The following is a 22,161-nucleotide window of genomic DNA, read 5'->3' as shown; positions in this document are numbered from 1 at the left end:
CGGCCAATCCGCACCCCCACGGACCCATCACCCGATATCAGTGGACAACCCCCCACCTGTGGATAACTCGGTAACCCACACCAGTGACAAACCGCTCCCCCGACCACCGCCTCACCGAGGCGAAACCACAACCCCCAACAACCCGGGCCCCGTATGCGCCCCGATCACCGCCCCCACCTCACTCACATGCAACTCCCCCAACCCCACCACCCGTTCACGCAACCGCTCCGCCAGAACCCCAGCCCTCTCCGGCGCGGCAAGATGATGCACAGCGAGATCCACAGCAGCCGCCCCCGCCCGCTCCACCGCCAACTCCTCCAGCCTGGCGATCGCCTTGGACGCCGTACGCACCTTCTCCAGCAGATCGATCCGCCCGTCATCGAGCTGGAGCAACGGCTTCACGGCGAGCGCGGAGCCGAGCAGCGCCTGTGCCGCCCCGATCCGCCCACCCCGCCGGAGATAGTCGAGCGTGTCGACGTAGAAGTACGCCGAGGTCCCGGCCGCCCGCTTCTCCGCCGCGGTCACCGCCTCGTCGACCGTCCCGCCGGCCTGGGCCGTCTCCGCGGCGGCGAGCGCGCAGAAGCCGAGGGCCATCGCGACCATGCCGGTGTCGACGACCCGCACCGGCACGGGCGCCTCGCGCGCGGCGACGACCGCCGCGTCGTACGTGCCCGACAGTTCCGCGGAGAGGTGCAGCGAGACGATGCCGGTGGCGCCCGACTCGGCGACCCGGCGGTACGTCTCGGCGAAGACCTCGGTCCCGGGGCGCGAGGTGGTGACCGGGCGGCGTTTCTGGAGGGCCTGCGCGAAGGACCGGGTCGAGATCTCGGTGCCCTCTTCGAGCGCCTGGTCCCCGAGGACCACGGTCAGCGGCACCGCCGTGATGCCGTGCCGCTCCATCGCCCGTTGCGGCAGGTAGGCCGTTGAATCCGTGACGATCGCGACATGGCGGGACATGATCTGGAGGTTACCTGGCGTATCGGGGACCGTCAGCCCGGCCCCTGACCCCGAGCCACTCCTTGACCGAATCAAGGCGTACGGGGCCCGCCGCTCAGGTCGTGCTCTCCGGCCGGCGCTTCTTCTCCCACGGGTACGCCGGCCTCGGCGCCTGCGGGCTGATCGCGGGCGGCGTCTCGGCCTCCGGCCCTGGCTGCCGGCTCTGCCCGGCCCGCGTCGCGTCGCCACCGGCGGCCGAGGGCCAGGACTGACCGGCCCGACCGGACTGCTCGGGCCCCGGAGCCTCGTCCCAGTGCCGCAGCGCCCCCGCCTCGACGTCGATCTGCGCGCTGAGCGAGTCGAGGTCGTCCTCCGCGAACCGGCTGGCCCGGTCCCGCGCGGCCCACCGCAGCGAGTCGGCGGAGGCGGTGATCCGCTGCGTACGCTCGCGCAGTTCCGGCAGGCGCTGGGTGAGCGTGGCCCGGTCCGGATCCGACTCCAGCCGCTTGAGTTCGTCGTCGAGCTGGTGGCCGTGCGCGCTGAGCCGCTCGAAGAGCCCCAGCGACTCCTTCAGCGACTCGTCCTCGGCGGCGCCCGCGTGCAGCGCGTCCTGCGTGGCCCGCATGGACGTCCGCAACGTCAGCCGCAGCTGCGCGATCTCCCCGGCCGGTCCGATCCGCCCCAGCGACTTGGCCCGCAGCGTGTGGTCCTCGACGGTCCGCCGGGCCTGCCCGATGGTCCGGTCCACACTCCGCTTGGCGGCCCCCACGGCCTTGACGGTCCCATAAACCCCGAGCACGAACAGCGCCAGGAAGACCAACGCGACTACGGCGACCACGGCTTCCACAGCACTCCTCCATCCCCGACCCGACGCACCCCGCGCCGCCTTTCCACGATAAACGCCCCCGCCACCCCCCAAAGTTCCCGCGAACCCTGACCTTCCCCTCACCCACCCCGTAAGGGCTCCACCCGAGCCCACCCGACCCCACCCCCGACGCACAGCGCACCCCGCCCCGGCCCCAGCCGGAACAGAGCGCGCCCGCGCACCGCGTCACCTCACCCGGTGACGATGTTCACCAGCTTCGGCGCCCGCACGATCACCTTCCGGATCGCGGCCCCGTCCAGCGCCTTGACGACAGCCTCGTCCCCCAGCGCCACCTTCTCCAGCTCCTCCTCGGAGATGGCCGGCGACACCTCCAGCCGCGCCTTGACCTTCCCCTTGATCTGGACGACGCAGGTGACGGTCTCGTCGACGACGTACGCGGGATCGGCGACCGGCAGGTCCTGGTGGACGACGGACGACGTGTGCCCCAGCTTGCGCCACAGCTCCTCGGCGACGTGCGGGGCCAGCGGGGCGATCAGCAGGACCAGCGCCTCGGCGACGGACCGGGAGACCGGGCCCCCGGCCTTGGTCAGGTGGTTGTTCAGCTCGGTGATCTTGGCGATGGCGGTGTTGAACCGCAGCCCGTCCAGGTCCCCGCGCACCCCGTCGATGGCCTTGTGCAGGGCGCGCAGGGTCGCCTCGTCGGGCTCGGCGTCGGTGACCGTCACAGCCCCGCTCGCCTCGTCGACGACGTTGCGCCACAGCCGCTGCAACAGCCGGAACTGCCCGACGACGGCCCGCGTGTCCCAGGGCCGGGAGACGTCCAGCGGCCCCATGGCCATCTCGTACAGCCGCAGCGTGTCGGCCCCGTACTCCGCGGCGATCTCGTCCGGAGTGACCGCGTTCTTCAGGGACTTGCCCATCTTGCCCAGCAGCCGGGAGACCTTCTCGCCGCCGTACCAGTAGGAACCGTCCCGCTCCTCGACCTCGGCGGCGGGCACCGGGAAACCGCGCTTGTCCCGGTAGACGTACGCCTGGATCATCCCCTGGTTGAACAGCTTGTGGAACGGCTCGACGGAGGAGACGTGCCCCAGGTCGAACAGCACCTTGGACCAGAACCGGGCGTACAGCAGGTGCAGCACGGCGTGCTCGGCGCCGCCGACGTACAGGTCGACACCGCCGTGCGGCTGGCCCTCGCGCGGCCCCATCCAGTACTGCTCGATCGCGGGGTCGACCAGTTGAGCGGAGTTGTGCGGGTCCAGGTAGCGCATCTCGTACCAGCAGGAACCGGCCCAGTTGGGCATGGTGTTGGTCTCGCGCCGGTACTTCCTGGGCCCGTCGCCCAGGTCCAGCGTGACGTCGACCCAGTCCTGCTTGCGCGACAGCGGCGGCTCGGGCCGGGTGTCCGCGTCGTCGGGCTCGAAGGTGCGGGGCGAGTAGTCGTCGACCTCGGGCAGCTCCAGCGGCAGCATCGACTCGGGCAGCGCGTGCGCGACGCCGTCCTCGTCGTAGACGATCGGGAAGGGCTCGCCCCAGTACCGCTGGCGGCTGAACAGCCAGTCCCGCAGCCGGAAGTTGACGGTCCCGCGTCCGATGCCCTTGCGCTCCAGCCACTCGGTGACGCGCGCCTTGGCCTCGGCGACGGGCAGCCCGTCCAGCGAGATGTCGTCGTTCGCGGAGTTGATGATCTTCGCGTCGTACGACCCGAAGGCGTCCTCCCACGCGGCGGTGTCGGTGCCGCGCCCGTCGGTCGGCTCGACGATGCAGGTGATGGGCAGCTCGAAGGCGCGCGCGAACTCGAAGTCGCGCTGGTCACCTGCGGGTACGGCCATGATGGCGCCGGTGCCGTAGCCCATCAGGACGTAGTCGGCGATGAAGACGGGCACCCGCTCGCCGTTGACCGGGTTGACGGCGTACGCGCCGGTGAAGACGCCGGTCTTCTCCTTGGCCTCGGCCTGCCGCTCGACGTCGGACTTGGCGCCGGCCTGCGCGCGGTAGGCGGCGACGGCGTCGACGGGGGTGGCGTACCCGCCGGTCCACACGTCGTGGGTGCCCTCGGGCCAGGCGGCGGCGGTGATCTTCTCGACCAGGTCGTGTTCGGGGGCCAGGACCATGTAGGTGGCGCCGAACAGGGTGTCGGGACGGGTGGTGAATACGGTAATGCGATCTTCGGCCCCACCCGCCGAAGCAGCCTCCCCCGAACCGCCCACAGGGAAGTCGACCCGGGCCCCTTCGCTGCGCCCGATCCAGTTCCGCTGCTGCAGCTTGATCGCCTCGGGCCAGTCCAGCTCCTCCAGGTCGTCCAGCAGCCGGTCCGCGTAGGCCGTGATCCGCATGTTCCACTGGCGCAGCTTGGTCTTGAACACGGGGAAGTTCCCGCGCTCGGACCGCCCGTCGGCGGTGACCTCCTCGTTGGCCAGCACGGTCCCCAGCCCGGGGCACCAGTTGACCGGCGCCTCGGAGGCGTACGCCAGCCGGTACTCGCCCAGCAGGTCGGCCCGCTCGACGGCGCTCAGCGCGCTCCAGGAGCCCCCGCCGGGAATCCCCCGCTCACCGGACTCGAACTGCGCGACCAGCTCGCGGATCGGCCGTGCCTTGCCCGCCTCCTCGTCGTACCAGGACTCGAAGATCTGGACGAAGATCCACTGGGTCCACTTGTAGTACTCGGGGTCGATGGTCGCGAAGGAGCGGCGCTTGTCGTGGCCCAGGCCCAGGCGGCGCAGCTGGGCCTTCATGTTCTCCATGTTGGCCTCGGTGGACACGCGCGGGTGCGTGCCGGTCTGCACGGCGTACTGCTCGGCGGGCAGGCCGAAGGCGTCGAAGCCCAGGGTGTGCAGGACGTTGTGCCCGGTCATGCGCTGGAAGCGGGCGTAGACGTCGGTGGCGATGTACCCCAGGGGGTGGCCGACGTGCAGGCCCGCGCCGGAGGGGTAGGGGAACATGTCCATGATGAACTTCTTGGGGCGGGCGACGACCGAGGGGTCACCGGCCAGGTCGCCCGTCGGGTTGGGGGCGTCGTACGTGCCCTCGGCGTCCCAGAAGTCCTGCCAGCGTGCCTCGATGTCGGCCGCCAGCGCGGCCGTGTAGCGGTGCGGCGCAACCGTCTCGGCGGCTGCGGGGTTCGTCTCGCTCATGATCCTCAAAGCTCCATCGATCGTCATCTGCCCAGCGGGGCCCGGAAACGAAAAATCCCCTCGCGCAGGAGGGGAAGCCACGCCGACTCCGACCACACTCACTGGCGGTCGGGACTGGTCAGCGCGGCCCGCTAAGCAGAAGGCGTACGGCACGCATGTCGTCAGGGTACCGCAGCGTTTGAGCAAGCTGCGACGGAGTTGCGTATAGCTGTACGACACCGCGAGCACGGGAGCGAAAACTGACTACCGTTCAAAAATTACCCGACACAACGCCCCCTATAGGGACATCGCCTCGGCCGCCCCTCCCTTAGGTAACAGCCCAATAACTCAAACTCGTACCCATCGGTATGGCGCCCACTTAGAGTTCGGCAGCGGGACCGCTTTCCCGGACTGCTCGGAGTTGCCCCCATGAACCCTCGTCGTAGTAACACCTCGCTCCCCCAGCCGGGGCGGTCCGCGTACGGGATCGCGACGGCTGTCGTCCTCGTCCTCATACCCGTCGTGGTGGTCCTCGGCAGCAACTGGCTCCAGGACTTCGTGAACTTCGGGGCGGGTGTGCTCGCCCTGGTGAGCCTCACCTGCTCGGTCATCTGGGGGCTCGTCGCCCAGGACCGGCTGATCCTCAACACGCGTCAGCGGATCATGGCGCAGGGCATCCACCGGGTGACCGCCGTCGCCTCGATCGCCTTCCTGCTCGTCCACATCAGCATCAAGGTCGCGCTGGGGCACACCGCCCTGATCGGCGCGCTGATCCCGTTCAGCCTCGGCTTCACCGGCATCGGCGGGCTGATCGGCCTCGGCTCGCTGGCCGCGCTGCTGATGATCTTCGTCGGGGTGACAGGCGCCCTGCGCAACCAGTTCGCCTCCCCGGCGGCGACCGCCGCGCGCTGGCGGATGATGCACATGATGGCCTACCCGGCGCTGTGCGCGGCCCTGATCCACGGCCTGTTCGCGGGCCGCGCGGCCAAGCCGTTCTTCATGATGAGCTACCAGCTCTGCCTGGTCGGCGTCATCGCGGCGCTCGCCCTGCGCGCCGCCCCCCGCTCCTTCAAGCGCAAGGTCGCCGACCGCATCGGCGCGGTCATCGGCTCCGAGGGCGGCATGCGCGACGACCTGGAGCAGAGCCGCGCGCGCGTCTCCGAGTCCGGCCCGGCGGAGCGCGCCCCGCGCGGCGAGCGCGAACGACCGGCGGCACCGAATACCCCGAGGACATCGTCGCTGTTCGGTACGCCCGCCCCCGAGGCCGGCGGTTTCGCCGCCGCGTACCGCAACGCCCCGCAGGCCCCCCAGCCGTCGTACGGCGCGAACATGCCGTACGACACGCAGGCCACGGCCGCGATGCCGCGCATGGACGGACCCGGCTCCACCTCGGGCAGCTGGCCCGTCCCGTCCCCGCCGCCGGTCGGCGAGGCCCCGCCCTCGGCGTACGACCCGATGCAGGACACCGGCTTCAACATCCCGGTGTACGGAACCCCGCAGCCCGGCCAGCCCCCCAACCCGAACGACCCGTACAACAACGGGACCCCGCCCGGTTCGGGCGAAGCTTGGAACACGCCTTCCGGAGGCTATAGGTGAACGAGGCCCTGCCCGACGTCCCAGAGGTCCGCGTGGTCGGACTTCCGCAGCTCACGTCGGGTTTCGACCTTGTGGAACGGCTCGATCTGCCCATGCACCTGAAGGTGCACGGGCCGCTGGAGCCGATAGGCGGCGAGAAGCTCGCGCAGCTGGCCGAGCGGATCAGCCTCAAGGGGCGCGGCGGCGCGGGTTTCCCGTTCCACAAGAAGCTCCGCTCGGTCGCGGACGCGGCGATCAAGAAGGGCATCCGGCCCGTCGTCGTCATCAACGGCAGCGAGGACGAACCGGCCTGCCGCAAGGACACGGTGATGATCAACCGTGCCCCGCACCTCATCCTGGACGGCGCGCTGCTGTGCGCCGAGGCGCTCGGTGCCCGCACGCTCGTGGTGGGGGTCACCCGTGAGTCGACGCAGCGCTCGATGGAGGCGGCCCTCGCCGAGCGCGGCCTCAGCGACAGCCGCCGTTCCGCGCTGCGCGCCTTCGTGCAGCGCAACCCGATCCGCATGGTGACGGGCGCCGCCGCGTCCCTGATCCGCTCGATCGACGGCGGCCCCGCGATCCCGCCAGGACGCAAGACCAGCGCCTCCCAGAACGGCGTCGGCGGCGCCCCGACCCTCCTGTCGAACGCCGAGACCTTCGCCCAGCTCGCGATCGCGGCCCGCATCGGCCCGGAGCGCTACGGCAACACGGGCCTGTACGACGAGCCGGGCACCGTCATGCTGACCGTCTCCGGCGCGGTGGCCCGCCCGATGGTCATCGAGGTCCCGACGGGCGTGCCCCTGCGGTACGTCCTCCAGCTCGCCGGTGCCCCGCCGGTCCCGCAGGGTGTGCTGACGGGCGGCTACCACGGCAAGTGGATCGACGCGGCGACGGTCAACGAGGCCGTCGTCTCCCGCAACTCCCTGGACGCCGTGGGCGGCGCGCTGGGCGCGGGGGCGATCCTGCCGATCAGCCAGGAGACGTGCCCGCTGGGCGAGTCGCTGCGGGTGGCGCAGTGGCTGGCCGAGGAGAGCGCGGGGCAGTGCGGCCCCTGCTACCTCGGTCTGCCGGCCGCCGCGCGCGGTATGGAGGACATCCTCAACGGCGGTGGTCCCGCCGCCCTGGAGGCCCTCAAGCAGGTCGCCCGCAACGTCAAGCGACGCGGCGCCTGTTCGCACCCCGACGGCTCCGCGATGTTCCTCGAATCGACCATCAAGGCGTTCACGGACGACCTCGCTGCGCACGTCCTCGGCAACGGCTGCGGGCGCCCCGTGGAGGGCGTCCTGCCGCTCTTCGAGGACGGCCAGCTCCCGGCCGGCATCCCGGGCGGCGGGGCCCCCGCCGAGGACGCCTCGGGCAGCCGCCAGAAGATCTTCGTCGACTGGACCCTGTGCCGGGGCCACGGCCTGTGCGCCGACATCCTCCCCGAGGTCTTCCAGCTCGGCGCCGACGGCTTCCCCACGGTCGCCCAGGCCAAGGTTCCCCGGTACGCCGAGGCCAAGGCTCTACGCGCGGTGCGCCGCTGCCCCGCCCTGGCCCTGCGCATCGAGGAGGACACCCGGGGCCAGGCCCCCGCGAAGAACCTCCCGGTCCTCTCCAACCGCGAGGGCGGCGGGGGCAGGGGGCGGCGGGCGCTGGGCCGCTGACACACCGAAGGGGCCGCTCTCCTGGAGGGCGGCCCCTTTTCCGTGCGGCGCGCGAAGGGCCGCACTCATCGTGGGCGCACGAAAAATCCCGCCCCAACCGGGACGGGATCTTCGAGGAGTGGAGCTAAGGAGAATTGAACTCCTGACCTCCTGCATGCCATGCAGGCGCTCTACCAACTGAGCTATAGCCCCTCGTTGTGGTCCGCCCGGTTTCCCCGGCGGCTTCGCCAACATTACACGGTGGAGGGGGTGCTCCACCAAATCGGTTACGCGGTCACGAAGGAGTAGAACCGCTTGAGCGTGCAGTGCTCCTCCAGGAGCCGCCCGTAGATCGGCTCCCCCTCCAGTTCGCGGTACGTCTCGATGGGGTCGCCTTTTATGATCAGCGCCCGCGCGCACTCCTCGCACCAGTACTGGTACTCGGGGTTGACCGGCTCCATGTCACGCACGATCGGGGTGCCGCTCCCGCACCAGTCGCACTTCCGCCTGTGTGCACCCATCGATCAGCTCCAGCTGTGGCCGCAGGCCGTGCACACGTAGGAAGTCCCGCCGTTGTCCCCGAGAACCAGGGCGACGAACGCGGAACCGCAGGAAGGACAGGAGAGCCGGGTGGCCGTGTCCCGTGTCGACGCCGCATCGGAGAGGTGGCCGACCTCTCCGAGGATGCTCGCAGGCATCACCGCTCCCTCCCGTCGGGCCGCGCTCCCATCCGGCCGTTTGATTCTGCCACGGCCGGGCCGACACGGTCAGCGACGCCTCAGTACCAGTCCGGACACGGCCCTCGCGACGGCGGTCGCGGCGAGCGCGTACATGCACGAGAAGCGCTTCCGAAGAGGTATACGCCCGAGGCCCCCCAAGTGACTCAAGGCGGTTCAGAGAGAGTGTCCCGCAGCGCGAACGTCACCCCCGCGCCGGGCGAGCATCGACAGCCACGGCCACAGCGGCCAGCCCTCTTCCTGCCCGAGCACCAGCGGGACGCCGGGGGAACGGCAGTTTCTCGCCCGCGTGCGTGTACTTCCAGCTCTCGTAGAGGGCCCGCAGCCGTGGACGTTCCCGGCGCACGAGCAACTCGACGCGTTCTTCCTGGCGATGGCTCATGAGTTCGTCGTGCATCAGGCGGGAGACGCCTCGTTTCCTCCACTTCGCGCGGAGCATGTTTTCGCACAGCTTGAACACGGAGTGGTCGTCCCGGGCCGTGAATCCGTAGGTGAATCCCGCCGCCTTGCGAGGAGCGGCTCGGCTACGAGGGCGAGCACCCTTCGGACCGGCGCAACGGCGTTCTGTGGGTCCGGATGTCGGTGGCAAGGGGGCGTGGGCGGCCGAATCTCGCGGGCCTGCACCCGCTGCGTCAGCGGCAGGCGATGGCGCACCCCCTGTGCCAGGTGTGCGGAACCACGACCGTCGGCACCCGCGAGGACGAACGGCACCTGTTCCTCTTCGTCGACCGCGGCGACCGCTCCCCGTTGCGGGACGGCGAGACGGTCGTCGTGCCGCCTGTGCACGAGACCTGTGCCCTCCAGGCTGTCGAGCAGTGCCCCCACCTTCGTCGTGGCTGGGCCCCGCTCTGGGGCATCGCCGGGGCCATCATCCACCCGGACACCCTCGACCTGATCAGCGATCCGGCCGACCTGGTCGAGGTTCCGTACGAGGACGAACAGCGCCTGCGCTGGATCTACGCCTCCCGCGAGGTCGTCACCCCGCACGAGGTCGAGCCGATCACCCTCGACCGTCTGGAGCACGACGCCCAGACCGCGAGGGCTCCCGCATGAGAAATGACACGCACCCCCACGGCGACCGCAGGGGCAGGGCCGCCACGCACTCCCCTCCTCCTCGAAGGGGCCCTTCCCGTCGCCGACGGGTCGGAAAACAATGAACAACGGAGTGAAGGGGGCAACTCGATGAAGATGCGCATCGTGCCCACCACCATGGCCGGAGGCAGCGGAGGTGGCGAGGGCGACCCCCTGCCGGGCGAGCCCTGGCCGGTGCCCGACGAGCCCCCGTCCCCCGACGGCGGCCCCAGGGTCATCGGCTGACATGCCGCTGACCGGTCTGGAGGAGGGGCGGTCCAAACTGGGCCGTTCCCTTCTTGAGTGCAAGGCCCTGTCCCCGGACTGGGCCCCGTCGTTCGCGGCCGTACCGCGCGCCGCGTTCCTGCCCGACGTCATGTGGCCGTACGACATGGACGACGGCAATACCGTGACCGTGGACCGACGTGAACTCCCGGCGATGTGGCAGAGGTTCGCGGACAGCGACGGCCCGATCGTCACCCAGTGGGACGACGGCGCCGACGACAGCCGCATGCGCGTGCCCACGTCGTCGTCCTCCATGCCCTCGGTCGTCTTCCGCATGCTGCGCGACCTCGACGTCGAGGACGGACACCGCGTGCTGGAGGCCGGCACCGGCACCGGGTGGACCGCCGCCCTGCTGGCCCACCGCCTCGGCCCGGACAACGTCGTGAGCATCGAGATCGACCCCGACGTCGCAGCCACCGCCCGCCTGCGGCTGGCCGAGTTCGGAAGCGACGTCCAGGTGCTCACCGGCGACGGCACGCTGGGAGACCCCGACGGCGCCACGTACGACCGGGTCTCCGCGACTTTCGGGCTGCGGCGGATCCCCGCCGCATGGCTGGGACAGACACGTCCCGACGGTCTCATCGTGGCTCCGTGGGGCACCGACTACAGCAACGAGGACGCCGTCGCGCGCCTAATCGTCGCCGACGACGGGCGCAGCGCATCCGGGACCTTCACGGACCCTGTGGAGTTCATGAAGGCCAGGGACCAGCGCCGGACGTTCGACGGGCACCGGGCGTACGTACCCGCCGGAGTCGCCGACGCCAACCGGTCGACGACGACCGTGACCGAGGCCGAACTGCTGGGCCAAGGCCGGTTCGAAGCCCGGACTTTCGCAATCGGACTGCGCGTGCGGGACTGCTACCGGCAGGTCGCGGCCACCCGGGACGGCGCCCGGCCGGTCTGGTTCTACGGGCTCACCGACCGTTCCTGGGCCTGCGTGATGTTCAAGGACGGGGAGCCTGAAGCAGCGGTGTGGCAATCCGGTCCGCGCTCGTTGTGGGAGGAGGTCGTCGAGAGCCTGCGCTGGTGGCAGGAGAACAGCGAACCCGGGTACGACCGGCTCGGGCTCACCGTCACCTCCAGCGGCACCCACCAGGCATGGCTGGACACGCCCGACGACGCCTGGCAACTCACCCCCTAGAGGATCCCCACCCGGGGTCGACCCGCCGCGCGGCGCACTTCCATGGCGCCGTCGGCGGGTCAGCGGCCCTGGCGCTACTGCTCGTCCCCCTCCGTGTCCGTCCGCGGACGGTCCTTCGTCGGCGTCGACGTGCGGTTCCCGCCCCCGAAGCCCCGGCGGACCCGGCCGCCGAGGTCGCCCGCGCCGCCGGCGATGTCGGTGACCAGCTTCATCAGCGGGTCCTTGGAGTTCTTGACGTTGGACGCGTAGCTCGCGGCGGATTCACGGAAGGAGTCCGTGACCGAGGTGTCCTTGTCCTCGGTGCGGCGCGGGTAGTGGCCGTCCATGATGCGCTGGAAGTCGCGGGACTCGGCCCACTTCTTCAGCTCGGCGGCGCGGACGGTGGTGAAGGGGTGGGAGCGGGGGAGGACGTTGAGGATCTTGAGGACGGAGTCGCGCAGGTCGCCGCCCTCCTCGTACTCCTCGGCCTGCTTGAGGAACGCGTCGACGTTCATCTCGTGCAGGTGGTTGCCGCCCGCGATCTTCATCAGGCCCCGCATGGACGCCCGGAGGTCCTGCCCGACCAGCAGCCCCGCCCGGTCGGCGGAGAGCTCGGACTTGCGGAACCACTCCCGCAGGGCCGTGACGATCGCCATGATCGCGATGTTCCCGAGCGGGATCCACGCCACCCGCAGCGCGAGGCTCGTGAGGAAGAGCAGGATCGTGCGGTACACGGAGTGCCCGGAGAGGGCGTGGCCCACCTCGTGGCCGATGACCGCCCGCATCTCCTCCTCGTCGAGGAGTTCGACGAGTCCGGTGGTGACGACGATGATCGGCTCGTCGAGACCGATGCACATCGCGTTGGGCTGCGGGTCCTGGTTGACGTACATCGGCGGGACCTTCTCCAGGTCCAGGATGTGACAGGCGTCCCGCAGCATGTCGTTCAGGTGGGCGAACTGCTGGTCCGAGACGCGGACCGAGTCGGAGAGGAAGAGGAGGCGCAGGCTGCGCTCCGGAAGGAGCCCGCTGAGCGCCTTGAACACCGTGTCGAAGCCGCTCAGCTTGCGCAGGGCGACCAGGGCGGAACGGTCGGCGGGGTGTTCGTAGGCACGCGAGGAGATCTCCGGGAATCGCCTGCGCTGCCTGCTGGGCACGTTCTCGTGGCCGTTCTGCTCTTGGCCGTCGTCGGACATGTCGTCCCCCATGTGCGAAGTGGAGTGAGGCGCTTACGGCCCCTTTGCTGACCCTTGTGCGGTCCTTTATGCCCCCGAGGCTGGTGCCAGCCTAGGCGGAGTTACGGTGGACGGGCACTACACCTGAAGGAGTCCCGCACCATGGAGCACACCCCCGCAGCCTGGCTCGCCGCAGCCGCCGCCGAGCAGCAGGGACCGGGGAACCTGCTGCGGATCGTGCTTCTCGTGATGGTCGTGGGCTGTGTGCTGACGGCGTGGTTCCTGCTCCGGGGCTACAAGCGGAAAGACGACTGACGCGCCGCGAAAGTTCCCCGCATCCGTTTTCCCGATGGCGGGGTCGGCGTGATCGCCCGCGGACCCTCCCCGTACGATGGGCCGACGTCTTTATGTAGCCCTCACCGGATAGGTTCTGACGAAGATGAGCTTCCACAGCACCGCAGTTCAGTTGGTCACCCTCGCCGCCGAGGGCGAGGAGCACGGTGGCCGTCACCAGAGCCTGGACCCGCTGGTCACCGGCGGTGCCGCGTTCCTGATCCTGATGCTCCTGCTGTGGATCACCACCCGCTTCAACCGCGACCGCTGAGACACCCGACGAGACCTTCACCCGGTGCCGGTAGGGTCTGCCGCATGGGAGAGCAGGACATGCCTACCGGCCCGTCGACCCCGGGCAAACGCCGGCTCGGCGTCATGGGCGGGACGTTCGATCCGATCCACCACGGACACCTCGTGGCGGCCAGTGAGGTCGCCGCGGCGTTCCACCTGGACGAGGTCGTGTTCGTCCCGACCGGCCAGCCCTGGCAGAAGAGCCACCGCGCGGTCTCCCCGGCGGAGGACCGCTACCTGATGACGGTCATCGCGACCGCCGAGAACCCCCAGTTCTCGGTGAGCCGGATCGACATGGACCGCGGCGGCCCCACCTACACCGTGGACACCCTGCGCGACCTGCGCGCCCTGAACCCGGACACGGACCTCTTCTTCATCACGGGCGCCGACGCGCTCGCGCAGATCGTCACCTGGCGCGACACGGACGAGCTGTTCGCCCTCGCGCACTTCATCGGCGTGACCCGCGTGGGCTACCACCTCGCCGACCCCGGCCTGCCCGACGGCATCGTCTCCCTCGTCGAGGTCCCCGCGCTCGCCATCTCCTCCACCGACTGCCGCGCGCGCGTCGCGAAGGGGGACCCCGTCTGGTACCTGGTGCCGGACGGCGTCGTGCGCTACATCGACAAACGCGAGCTGTACCGCGGCGAGTGAGGCGAGCGAGCCGAGAGGGGCACCGGTGAACAACCGCTACGACGCGGACCAGTCGGACGACGAGGAGACCCCGTACGTCGTGGTCGGCTACGACGACTACGGCCGCCCGGTCTACGGCCGCCCCCAGCAACAGGTCCCCCAGCAGCAGCCCTACGACCCGTACGCGGGCCAGCAGCAGGGCTACGGGTACGACGCGGGCCAGCAGCAGGCTTACGGCGACTACTCCCAGCAGGGCTACGGGTACGACACGTACGGGACGGCGCAGCAGCCGGCGCCCTCACCCTCGTACCCCACCCCCTACGAGACCCCCTACGAGCCGTACGAGCAGGCGACCGCCACCGCCTACATCCCGCAGCAGTCCGTGCCCGCCGAGGAGGCCGAGGCGCCGGCGCCCGAGGGGGAGCAACCGGAGTACAAGACCGAGCAGTTCGCGTTCGTCGAGGAGCCGAGCGCGGACTCCGAGGACGTCATCGACTGGCTGAACTTCACCGAGAACCGCACGGAGCGGCGTGAGGAGGCCAAGCGGCGGGCGAAGAGCCGGATCGTCGCGCTGGTCGTCGTCCTGGCGCTGGCGGCCGTCGGCGGGGTCGGGTACCTCGCGTTCGCGGGGAAGCTGCCGGGGCTGTCGTCCTCGGACGGCGAGGCGGACGCGACGGCGAGCGGCGGGGCCGCGCAGAAGCGGGACGTGGTCGTCGTCCACCTGCACGACACCGCGAAGGGCGGCACCTCCACGCTGCTGCTCGTCGACAACACGACGGCGAAGCGCGGGACGACGGTCCTGCTGCCGAACTCCCTCGTCGTGACCACGGACGACGGGAACAGCACGACGCTCGCGAAGTCCGTGGACGACGACGGCTCCGCCGGCACCCGCGACGCCCTCGACACCGTCCTCGGCACGAACATCGAGGGGACCTGGCGCCTCGACACCCCCTACCTCCAGAACCTCGTCGACCTGGTCGGCGGCATCGAGGTCGACACCGACACGGCCGTCCCCGACCCGGCCGCGAAGAAGGGCGAGGCGCCGCTCGTCACCAAGGGCGAGAAGCAGTCGCTCAGCGGCAAGATGGCCATCGCGTACGCCACGTACCGCGGCGAGGAGGAGTCGCAGGACGCCCAGCTCAGCCGGTTCGGGCAGGTCATGCAGGGGGTGCTGCGCAAGGTCTCCAGCGACGGGCAGGCCGCGACCGTCACCGTCCAGACCCTCGCGCAGATCCTCGACCCCTCCCTCACCGACAAGGACCTCGGCGCCTTCCTCGCGAACCTCGCCACCCTCGCCAAGGGCGGCGACTACAAGACGGACACCCTGCCGGTCCAGAAGGACGGCACGCTGAGCGCCGAGGCGGGCGCCGCGGTCGTCAAGGACGTCCTGGGCGGTACGGCGAAGAGCCCCGACCCCGGCGCCGCCGTCCGCGTCTCCGTGCGCAACGCCACCGGGAAGAAGGCCGACTCCGAGGACGCCCGCGTGGTCCTCCTCAACGGCGGCTTCACCGTCCTCGACGGCGGCACGGTCACCTCGACCGCCGCCACCTCCTCCGTCACCTACAGCGACGACGCCGACAAGAACAACGCCGCCCAGGTCGCCAAGACGCTCGGCCTCGACGACAGTGCCGTCGAGAAGTCCACGGAGGCGTCCGGCGGCGATGTCACGGTCACCCTGGGGAAGGACTACAAGCCGTCGGTGTCCTGAACCTTTGTCGCGTGAACGCGCTCGGCGGGCCGTGAGACCCTTGAGAGGTAACCGACCGTCTAGGGAAAGCCGTGCAGTGACCGCCACCGACCGCTCTCTTCAGCTCATCTCGGCCGCCGCACAGGCGGCGGCCGACAAGCTCGCGCACGACGTCATCGCCTACGACGTCAGCGACGTGCTGTCCATCACGGACGCCTTCCTCCTGGCGTCGGCACCCAACGACCGGCAGGTCAAGTCGATCGTCGACGAGATCGAGGAGCGCCTCAGCAAGGAGCTGGGCGCGAAGCCGGTGCGCCGCGAGGGCGACCGCGAGGCGCGCTGGGTGCTGCTCGACTACGTCGACATCGTCGTCCACGTCCAGCACAGCGAGGAGCGGGTGTTCTACGCGCTGGAGCGCCTCTGGAAGGACTGCCCCGAGCTGGACCTGCCCGAGGACGCCAAGGCGACCCGCGGCAAGGGCGAGGAGCACGCCAAGCTCCAGGCCGCCGAGGACGGCGCGGGTGGTGCCTGGTGAGCGCGACGGGTGAGGTCGCCGACGGCAGCAGGCCCGGGCGGGGGCGCCGGGTCATCCTGTGGCGCCACGGCCAGACCGCGTGGAACGTGGAACGCCGCTTCCAGGGCACCACGGACGTCGCCCTCACCGAGACCGGCGTCGCCCAGGCCCGCCGCGCCGCCCGTCTGCTGGCCTCCCTGAAGCCGGACGCGATCGTCGCCTCCGACCTCTCCCGCGCCGCCGACACGGCCGCCGAACTCTCCGCGCTCACCGGCCTCGACGTCACCCACGACGAGGCGCTGCGCGAGACGTACGCGGGCGTCTGGCAGGGCCTCACCCACGAGGAGATCGTCGAGCGGTACGGCGCCGAGTACACGGCGTGGAAGCGCGGCGAGGCGGTGCGGCGGGGCGGCGGCGAGCTGGAGACGGAGGTCGCCGACCGGGCCGCCCCCGTCGTCCTGCGCCATGCCGACAAGCTGCCCGACGAGGGCACGCTCGTCGTCGTCAGCCACGGCGGCACGATCCGCACCACCATCGGCCGGCTCCTCGGCCTGGACTCCGGCAACTGGGAGAGCCTCGGCGGGCTCTCCAACTGCTGCTGGTCGGTCCTCGGCGAGGGCGCGCGCGGCTGGCGGCTCCTGGAGCACAACGCCGGAACCCTCCCGGAACCGGTCCTCGGCGACGACGACTGAGCGTCCCGCCCGGCCCCGGCCCCGGATTTCACTTTCCGGCAGGTCGCAGGCTAAAGTTCTTCTTGTTCGCCCGGCCAGACGGAACGGGGAGAACGCGAGGGGCTATAGCTCAGTTGGTAGAGCGCCTGCATGGCATGCAGGAGGTCAGGAGTTCAATTCTCCTTAGCTCCACTTCAGGAAAAGGTCCCATCCCGCGAGGGGTGGGACCTTTTCGTGTCCCCTCTCTCAACCCTCGCGCCGGGGCCAGACCGGGCCCTCGTCGGTCCAGGCGACGCCCTTGTTGCGGCAGAGGCAGAAGGGGTGGCCGATGGGGTCGGTGTAGACGCGGAAGCCGTAGCCCTCGGGGCCGACGCAGTCCCGCTGGAGGGTTGCGCCCAGCGCCAGGACGCGGTGCTGCTCGGCCTCCATGTCGTCGACCTCGAAGTCGAGGTGGAACTGCTTGGGGTGGTCGCTGTCGGGCCACTGCGGGGCGCGGTAGTCCTCGACCTGGATGAAGGCGAGCTCGATCGCGCCGAACTTGATGCCGGCCCAGTGCTCGTTGCTGTCGTCCTTGACGGGGAGTCCCGTCACCGCGGAGTAGAAGGCCGCCAGTTCCATGGTGTCCGGGCAGTCGATGATGAAGTCGGTCAGTCGTAGCATCCGGCGATCTTGTCACGGGGACTCGCGTCACCTCACACCTTCGGCAGCGCCCCGCCCGCCAATGTCCCGCACAGCGCCGCCGTGGTCCCCGTCCCGTACGGGTCCGTGCCCGCCGGGCCCGCTGTGCCCGCTGTCTGGGCGGCCAGGAGGGGGTGGAGGTAGGTGACGGAGTCCGTGGAGCAGGCCAGGGGGCCCGCCTGGACGGAGGACAGGAGCAGCTGGGTCTGGCGCAGGCGCAGGTCGTCGTGGTCGAAGCGGAAGTGGAGTTCGCGGCGGACGGTGAACAGGGAGACCTGGGCGGAGCCGGGGGCGGCGGGGCGCAGGGCGTAGACGTAGGTGTGGTCGGCGGTGACCTCCAGGGTCTCGGCATCGGTCTCGGCGATGCCGAGGGTGCCGCGGACGCGGATGCCGGGGTCGGCCAGGCGGACCCGGGTGGGGTCGAAGCGGATCAGCCAGCCGGTGGGGGCGTGCAGGCCGTCGGCGGAGGGGTGCGTGAAGCTGGCGTCGAACTGGTCGAGCTGCTCGGAGTCGAGGAGGACGCGGGCCGCGCGGACCTGCCGGCCGAGGATCACCTCGGGGTAGAGCGCGGAGCGGACGATGTACTCCTTGGCCGTGGTGAGCGCGGTGACGACCTGGCTGTCGGAGAAGTGGGCGGTGCGCCGCGCGGCGGGCAGGGTGACTCCGTCGGCGCCGGACCTGAACTCGGCCGCGGGGCTGTGCTCGAAGAGATACCCGGCGTCGGGGGCGCCGGGTACCGGGGACTGCGGGGCGAGCGGCACGACCGTCATCCGCAGGGGTTCGACGGCCCGCCGGGCGCCCGGGGACTGGTAGGGGCTGCGGACGCCCATGTAGATCGCCGTACCGAACGCGATCGTGATCAGCAGGGCGAGGAAGAGGACCTGCCGGGTCAGCCCCCGGCGTAAGGGCGGGGGGCGGCGGCGTACGGCGGGGGCGTGGTCGCCGATGCGTTCCTGTGCGGAGTACTCCTGGAGGCGGGCAGCGCGGACGAACGACTCGTCGAAGACGACGGATCGGTACTCGTCCTCTCCACCGGCAGGAGTGCCCTCGGGTGTCCCCTCCGGTGGGTCTCCAGGCCCGCCCATACCTTCAGAGTAGGTCTCAGGGGCCTCGGGTAAACGCCCTGTCGCAGGACAACTTCTGACAGGTTCTCAGCAACCGCTCACGGCGTGTGCGGGACGACCGAGACGACCGCGGGGACGGACGGTGTCGCGTCCGCGCCGGTGGAGGCGGGCGGCGCCTGCTGGCGGCTGCCGCCGGAGGAGGAGGCGCCCCGGTAGACGGCGGTGAAGGCGAGCGCAACCATGCCGATGCCCATCACGAGGGCGAGGATCCAGGCGACGGGGCGGTGCCAGCGGACCTGTTTGCCGTACGTCCCGAAGACCCCGTACGAGGCGGGGGCGCCGTAGCGCGCGTCGAGGACCTCGGGGTCGTCGAGATCGTCCAGGTCGTCGAAATCGTGCCGCACAGCCCGTGAGCGGTTGTTGCGGGCTTCCGCCTCGGCCTCGGCTCTCGCCTCGGCGGCGGCCAGGAGGCGGTCGACGGCGGACGGCTCGTGGTACTGGGCCGCGCGCACGAACGCCTCGTCGAAGACCACGGAGGCGAACTCTTCGTCCGACACTCCGCGGTCGTGGTCGTCGTCGGGCTGTCCGCCGTCCGGGAACGGCGTGCCCCCCACGTCCTCCGGCACGTGTCCCAGAGTAGACCTGGGGGGTCTCTTTGGGCAGACGGTATGCCTGTCCGGCCACCTGATGAGACGCCTCTCACGCCCGGGCGGGCTACTTACGGATATGGCCGTCCCCGGTGACGATGTACTTCGTGCTGGTCAGCTCGGGCAGCCCCATCGGGCCCCTGGCGTGCAGCTTCTGCGTGGAGATGCCGATCTCCGCGCCGAAGCCGAACTGTCCGCCGTCCGTGAAGCGGGTGGACACGTTCACGGCGACGGTCGTCGAGTCGACCAGCTGGGTGAAGCGACGCGCGGCCTGCTGGGAGGTGGTGACGATCGCCTCGGTGTGGCCGGAGGTCCACAGCCGGATGTGCTCGACGGCCTTGTCCAGCGAGTCGACGACGGCCGCGGCGATGTCGTACGACAGGTACTCGGTCTCCCAGTCCTCGGCGCCGGCCTCCACGACCGTCGCCTTGGAGTCCTTCGCGTACGCCATGACCCGCTCGTCGGCGTGGACGGTGACCCCGGCCTCCGCGAGGGCGTCGAGGGCGCGGGGCAGGAACTCGGGGGCGATGTCCCGGTGGACGAGGAGGGTCTCGGCGGCGTTGCAGACGCTGACGCGCTGGGCCTTGGAGTTGACGAGGATGTCGATCGCCATGTCGAGGTCGGCCTGCGCGTCGACGTACACGTGGCAGTTCCCGGTGCCCGTCTCGATGACGGGGACCGTCGACTCGGACACCACGGTCTGGATCAGGGAGGCGCCGCCGCGCGGGATGAGGACGTCCACGAGGCCGCGCGCCCGCATCAACTCCCGTACGGAGTCGCGGCTTTCGCCGGGGACGAGCTGGACGGCGTCGGCGGGCAGGCCGGCGCCGCCGACCGCGTCGCGCAGGACGCGGACGAGGGCGGCGTTGGAGGAGTAGGCGGAGCCGGAGCCGCGCAGCAGGACGGCGTTGCCGGACTTGAGGCACAGGGCGGCGGCGTCGACGGTGACGTTGGGGCGGGCCTCGTAGATGATGCCGACGACGCCGAGGGGGACGCGCACCTGGCGCAGGTCGATGCCGTTGGGCAGGGTGGAGCCGCGCACGACCTCGCCGACCGGGTCGGGCAGCGCGACGACGTCCCGTACGTCGGAGGCGATGGCCCGGATCCGCTCCGGGGTGAGGGTCAGCCGGTCGATGACCGACTCGCTGGTCCCGGCCTCCCGCGCCCGCGCGACGTCCTCCGCGTTCGCCTCGACGATCTCCGCCGTCCGCACTTCCAGGGCGTCCGCGATGGCCAGCAGCGCGTCGTCCTTCACGGCCCTCGGCAGTGGCGCGAGGTCGGCGGCGGCGGCCTTGGCGCGGTAGGCGGCCTCGATGACCGGGGACATGGCGTCGTACGGAGAGAGGGTGGTCATGGAGGAAGCGTAGTGCTCCGTGCGAGGGCGTCCGGATCGTGGTCCACAGCGCGAGACGGTCAGAACGGGTGCACGCCGACCGGGGTCGCGGGGAGGGGGCCGTAGCCCTCGGCGACCCGCTGGTGGTAGGTCTCGCGGTCGATGACCTCCAGGCCGACGATCTCCCAGGGGGGCAGGCTCGCGGTCTGCCGGTGCTCGCCCCACAGGCGCAGGGCGACGGCGGCGGCGTCGTGGAGGTCGCGGGCCTCCTCCCAGTAGCGGATCTCGGCGTGGTCGGGGGCGTAGCGGCTGGTCAGCAGGAAGGGGTGGTCGTGGGCGAGCTGTTCGAGGCCCCGGCGCAGGTCCTGCACGGGGACGGCCGCGCCGGAGACGCTGAGGGTGACGTGCCAGAGGCGGGGCAGCTCCTTCGGTCGCTGGAAGCTGTCGCCCGCCGCGACGCTGGTCAGTCCCCCACGGGCGGTCGGCCCGGGGCGCGCTCGACTCACGGCGGCCTCCTCGACAGGTTGTACCTGGAACACAGTTGAGCAGGCCGCGGCCTGCCATGGGGCACTTTCACGGAACGTCCCCCGGCGGTACGGAAGCCGTTCGAATGCGCGCCGCGACGCTTGTACGACAAGGCGACCGCCGGACGATCCGCCTGAACCCCTCCCCGTGCCCTTCCCTGTGCCCCTTTTCCCGCCCCCCACGCCTCTCAGAACGGGGCGAGCACCACCAGGTCGTCCCGGTGCACGACCTCGCGCTCGTACGCGGCGCCCAGTTCCCGCGCCAGTTCCCGCGTCGACCTGCCCAGCAGCTGCGGGATCTCCTTCGCGTCGAAGTTGACCAGCCCCCGCGCCACGGCCCGCCCGCTCGCGTCCCGCAGCTCGACCGGGTCCCCGGCGCTGAAGTCGCCCTCCACCGCGGCGATGCCCGCCGGCAGGAGCGACTTGCGGCGTTCCACGACCGCCTTCACGGCGCCGTCGTCCAGGGTCAGCGAGCCCTGCGGCGTCGAGGCGTGCTGGAGCCACAGCAGCCGGTCGGCGGAGCGTTTGCCGGCGGGGTGGAAGTAGGTCCCCGTGTCACCGCCGGTGAGGGCCTCGGCGGCGAAGACCGCGCTGGTCAGAACGACGGGGATGCCCGCGGCGGCGGCGATGCGGGCCGCCTCGACCTTGGTGACCATGCCGCCCGTGCCGACGCCCGCCTTGCCGGTGCTGCCGATCTCGACGTGCGCGAGGTCCGCCGGGCCGTGGACCTCCGCGATCCGCGAGGTGCCGGGCTTGCCGGGGTCGCCGTCGTACACGCCGTCCACGTCGGAGAGGAGGACCAGGAGGTCGGCGTGGACGAGGTGGGCGACCAGGGCGGCGAGGCGGTCGTTGTCGCCGAAGCGGATCTCGTCCGTGGCGACGGTGTCGTTCTCGTTGACGACCGGGAACGCGCCCATCGCGAGGAGCTTGTCCAGGGTGCGGGAGGCGTTGCGGTGGTGGGCGCGGCGGCTCATGTCGTCGCTGGTCAGCAGGACCTGGCCGACGCGGACGGCGTAGCGGGCGAAGGAGGCGGTGTAGCGGGCGACCAGGAGTCCCTGGCCGACGCTGGCCGCCGCCTGCTGGCGGGCCAGGTCCTTGGGGCGGCGGCGCAGGCCCAGCGGGGCGAGGCCGGCCGCGATGGCCCCGGACGAGACGAGGACGATCTCCTTCTCGCCGCCGCTGCGGGTCTTGGCCAGGACGTCGACGAGGGCGTCGACCCTGTCGGCGTCCAGGCCGCCCGAGGCGGTGGTGAGGGAGGAGGACCCCACCTTCACGACGATCCTGCGCGCGTCTGCTACCCGCTGCCTTGCCGCTGTCACCTGCGTGTCCTCA

General features: G+C 71.0%; 24 protein-coding genes and 2 tRNA genes. 12 read left to right on the top strand and 14 right to left on the bottom strand.

Annotation, left to right across the window (positions count from 1 at the left end):
* Positions 1–111 precede the first annotated feature (111 nt).
* The 3 genes from ACLZOT_RS35795 to leuS all read right to left on the bottom strand — a co-directional run bounded on the left by ACLZOT_RS35795 (position 112) and on the right by leuS (position 4,893).
* A complete protein-coding gene (locus tag ACLZOT_RS35795) occupies positions 112–957 on the bottom strand; it encodes a DegV family protein (protein WP_416973313.1) in 846 nt (281 codons plus the stop codon).
* A gap of 94 nt (positions 958–1,051) precedes the next feature.
* Positions 1,052–1,783: a hypothetical protein gene (locus ACLZOT_RS35790; protein WP_416973312.1), complete on the bottom strand. Its 732-nt coding sequence runs from the start codon at positions 1,781–1,783 to the stop codon at positions 1,052–1,054.
* Between the two features lie 209 nt (positions 1,784–1,992).
* Positions 1,993–4,893: a leucine--tRNA ligase gene (gene leuS, locus ACLZOT_RS35785; protein WP_416973311.1), complete on the bottom strand. Its 2,901-nt coding sequence runs from the start codon at positions 4,891–4,893 to the stop codon at positions 1,993–1,995.
* A 408-nt stretch (positions 4,894–5,301) separates the two neighbouring features.
* On the opposite strand from leuS, the gene ACLZOT_RS35780 reads away from it, so the two are divergent.
* Positions 5,302–6,468 (top strand): cytochrome b/b6 domain-containing protein, encoded by a 1,167-nt coding sequence (locus ACLZOT_RS35780; RefSeq protein ID WP_416973310.1) that lies wholly within the window; start codon positions 5,302–5,304, stop codon positions 6,466–6,468.
* Positions 6,465–8,093, top strand: coding sequence for an NADH-quinone oxidoreductase subunit NuoF family protein (locus tag ACLZOT_RS35775; protein ID WP_055719979.1), 1,629 nt, complete (start codon positions 6,465–6,467; stop codon positions 8,091–8,093). The genes ACLZOT_RS35780 and ACLZOT_RS35775 overlap by 4 nt, the downstream gene beginning before the upstream one ends.
* A gap of 119 nt (positions 8,094–8,212) precedes the next feature.
* Here the strand turns inward: ACLZOT_RS35775 and ACLZOT_RS35770 are convergent.
* From ACLZOT_RS35770 to ACLZOT_RS35755, 4 genes are all read right to left on the bottom strand, one after another.
* Positions 8,213–8,285: transfer RNA gene (locus tag ACLZOT_RS35770), tRNA-Ala, on the bottom strand.
* Positions 8,286–8,359: 74 nt separating this feature from the next.
* Positions 8,360–8,593, bottom strand: coding sequence for a hypothetical protein (locus ACLZOT_RS35765; protein WP_053750770.1), 234 nt, complete (start codon positions 8,591–8,593; stop codon positions 8,360–8,362).
* A 3-nt stretch (positions 8,594–8,596) separates the two neighbouring features.
* Positions 8,597–8,770 carry a hypothetical protein gene (locus tag ACLZOT_RS35760; RefSeq protein ID WP_416973309.1) on the bottom strand — a complete coding sequence of 58 codons (174 nt, stop codon included), beginning with the start codon at positions 8,768–8,770 and terminating at the stop codon, positions 8,597–8,599.
* A 223-nt stretch (positions 8,771–8,993) separates the two neighbouring features.
* On the bottom strand, positions 8,994–9,248 hold the full coding sequence (locus ACLZOT_RS35755; protein WP_416973308.1) for an acetyltransferase: 255 nt from the start codon (positions 9,246–9,248) through the stop codon (positions 8,994–8,996).
* 137 nt (positions 9,249–9,385) lie between these two features.
* Here ACLZOT_RS35755 and ACLZOT_RS35750 point away from each other — a divergent pair, with 137 nt between their 5' ends.
* The 3 genes from ACLZOT_RS35750 (at position 9,386) to ACLZOT_RS35740 (ending at position 11,306) form a co-directional block, all read left to right on the top strand.
* A complete protein-coding gene (locus ACLZOT_RS35750; protein ID WP_416973307.1) occupies positions 9,386–9,862 on the top strand; it encodes a hypothetical protein in 477 nt (158 codons plus the stop codon).
* Between the two features lie 129 nt (positions 9,863–9,991).
* Positions 9,992–10,126: a hypothetical protein gene (locus tag ACLZOT_RS35745; protein ID WP_416973306.1), complete on the top strand. Its 135-nt coding sequence runs from the start codon at positions 9,992–9,994 to the stop codon at positions 10,124–10,126.
* 1 nt (position 10,127) lies between these two features.
* Positions 10,128–11,306 carry a methyltransferase domain-containing protein gene (locus tag ACLZOT_RS35740; protein WP_416973305.1) on the top strand — a complete coding sequence of 393 codons (1,179 nt, stop codon included), beginning with the start codon at positions 10,128–10,130 and terminating at the stop codon, positions 11,304–11,306.
* 74 nt (positions 11,307–11,380) lie between these two features.
* Here the strand turns inward: ACLZOT_RS35740 and ACLZOT_RS35735 are convergent, their stop codons facing one another.
* Positions 11,381–12,478, bottom strand: a complete 1,098-nt coding sequence (locus ACLZOT_RS35735) for a M48 family metallopeptidase (RefSeq protein WP_416973397.1) — start codon at positions 12,476–12,478, stop codon at positions 11,381–11,383.
* A gap of 141 nt (positions 12,479–12,619) precedes the next feature.
* Between ACLZOT_RS35735 and ACLZOT_RS35730 the strand changes: the two genes are divergently transcribed.
* From ACLZOT_RS35730 to ACLZOT_RS35700, 7 genes are all read left to right on the top strand, one after another.
* Positions 12,620–12,772: a hypothetical protein gene (locus ACLZOT_RS35730; RefSeq protein ID WP_416973304.1), complete on the top strand. Its 153-nt coding sequence runs from the start codon at positions 12,620–12,622 to the stop codon at positions 12,770–12,772.
* A 124-nt stretch (positions 12,773–12,896) separates the two neighbouring features.
* Positions 12,897–13,061: a hypothetical protein gene (locus ACLZOT_RS35725; RefSeq protein WP_416973303.1), complete on the top strand. Its 165-nt coding sequence runs from the start codon at positions 12,897–12,899 to the stop codon at positions 13,059–13,061.
* A 44-nt stretch (positions 13,062–13,105) separates the two neighbouring features.
* The gene (gene nadD, locus ACLZOT_RS35720) at positions 13,106–13,732 is read left to right on the top strand and encodes a nicotinate-nucleotide adenylyltransferase (protein ID WP_050373599.1); all 627 of its coding nucleotides are present in this window, start codon (positions 13,106–13,108) and stop codon (positions 13,730–13,732) included.
* A gap of 25 nt (positions 13,733–13,757) precedes the next feature.
* Positions 13,758–15,419 (top strand): LCP family protein, encoded by a 1,662-nt coding sequence (locus tag ACLZOT_RS35715; RefSeq protein WP_416973302.1) that lies wholly within the window; start codon positions 13,758–13,760, stop codon positions 15,417–15,419.
* Positions 15,420–15,495: 76 nt separating this feature from the next.
* Positions 15,496–15,933 (top strand): ribosome silencing factor, encoded by a 438-nt coding sequence (rsfS, locus tag ACLZOT_RS35710; RefSeq protein ID WP_416973301.1) that lies wholly within the window; start codon positions 15,496–15,498, stop codon positions 15,931–15,933.
* A complete protein-coding gene (locus ACLZOT_RS35705) occupies positions 15,930–16,604 on the top strand; it encodes a histidine phosphatase family protein (RefSeq protein ID WP_416973300.1) in 675 nt (224 codons plus the stop codon). Before rsfS ends, ACLZOT_RS35705 begins: the two co-directional genes overlap by 4 nt.
* Before the next feature lie 98 nt (positions 16,605–16,702).
* Positions 16,703–16,775: transfer RNA gene (locus ACLZOT_RS35700), tRNA-Ala, on the top strand.
* Between the two features lie 54 nt (positions 16,776–16,829).
* On the opposite strand, the gene ACLZOT_RS35695 is transcribed toward ACLZOT_RS35700, so the two are convergent.
* The 6 genes from ACLZOT_RS35695 to proB form a co-directional block, all read right to left on the bottom strand.
* Entirely contained in the window at positions 16,830–17,243 is a 414-nt protein-coding gene (locus tag ACLZOT_RS35695; RefSeq protein WP_416973299.1) for a VOC family protein, read from the bottom strand.
* A gap of 32 nt (positions 17,244–17,275) precedes the next feature.
* Positions 17,276–18,346 carry a hypothetical protein gene (locus ACLZOT_RS35690; protein ID WP_416973298.1) on the bottom strand — a complete coding sequence of 357 codons (1,071 nt, stop codon included), beginning with the start codon at positions 18,344–18,346 and terminating at the stop codon, positions 17,276–17,278.
* A gap of 77 nt (positions 18,347–18,423) precedes the next feature.
* On the bottom strand, positions 18,424–18,951 hold the full coding sequence (locus tag ACLZOT_RS35685) for a hypothetical protein (RefSeq protein WP_416973297.1): 528 nt from the start codon (positions 18,949–18,951) through the stop codon (positions 18,424–18,426).
* Positions 18,952–19,039: 88 nt separating this feature from the next.
* Positions 19,040–20,326, bottom strand: a complete 1,287-nt coding sequence (locus ACLZOT_RS35680; protein WP_416973296.1) for a glutamate-5-semialdehyde dehydrogenase — start codon at positions 20,324–20,326, stop codon at positions 19,040–19,042.
* Positions 20,327–20,385: 59 nt separating this feature from the next.
* The gene (locus ACLZOT_RS35675; protein WP_416973295.1) at positions 20,386–20,811 is read right to left on the bottom strand and encodes a hypothetical protein; all 426 of its coding nucleotides are present in this window, start codon (positions 20,809–20,811) and stop codon (positions 20,386–20,388) included.
* 206 nt (positions 20,812–21,017) lie between these two features.
* Positions 21,018–22,148, bottom strand: a complete 1,131-nt coding sequence (gene proB, locus ACLZOT_RS35670; RefSeq protein WP_416973294.1) for a glutamate 5-kinase — start codon at positions 22,146–22,148, stop codon at positions 21,018–21,020.
* Positions 22,149–22,161 lie beyond the last annotated feature (13 nt).

The organism is Streptomyces sp. 4F14, assembly GCF_048159485.1.
Classification (GTDB): domain Bacteria; phylum Actinomycetota; class Actinomycetes; order Streptomycetales; family Streptomycetaceae; genus Streptomyces.
This window is presented reverse-complemented; position numbering and strand designations above follow the sequence as displayed.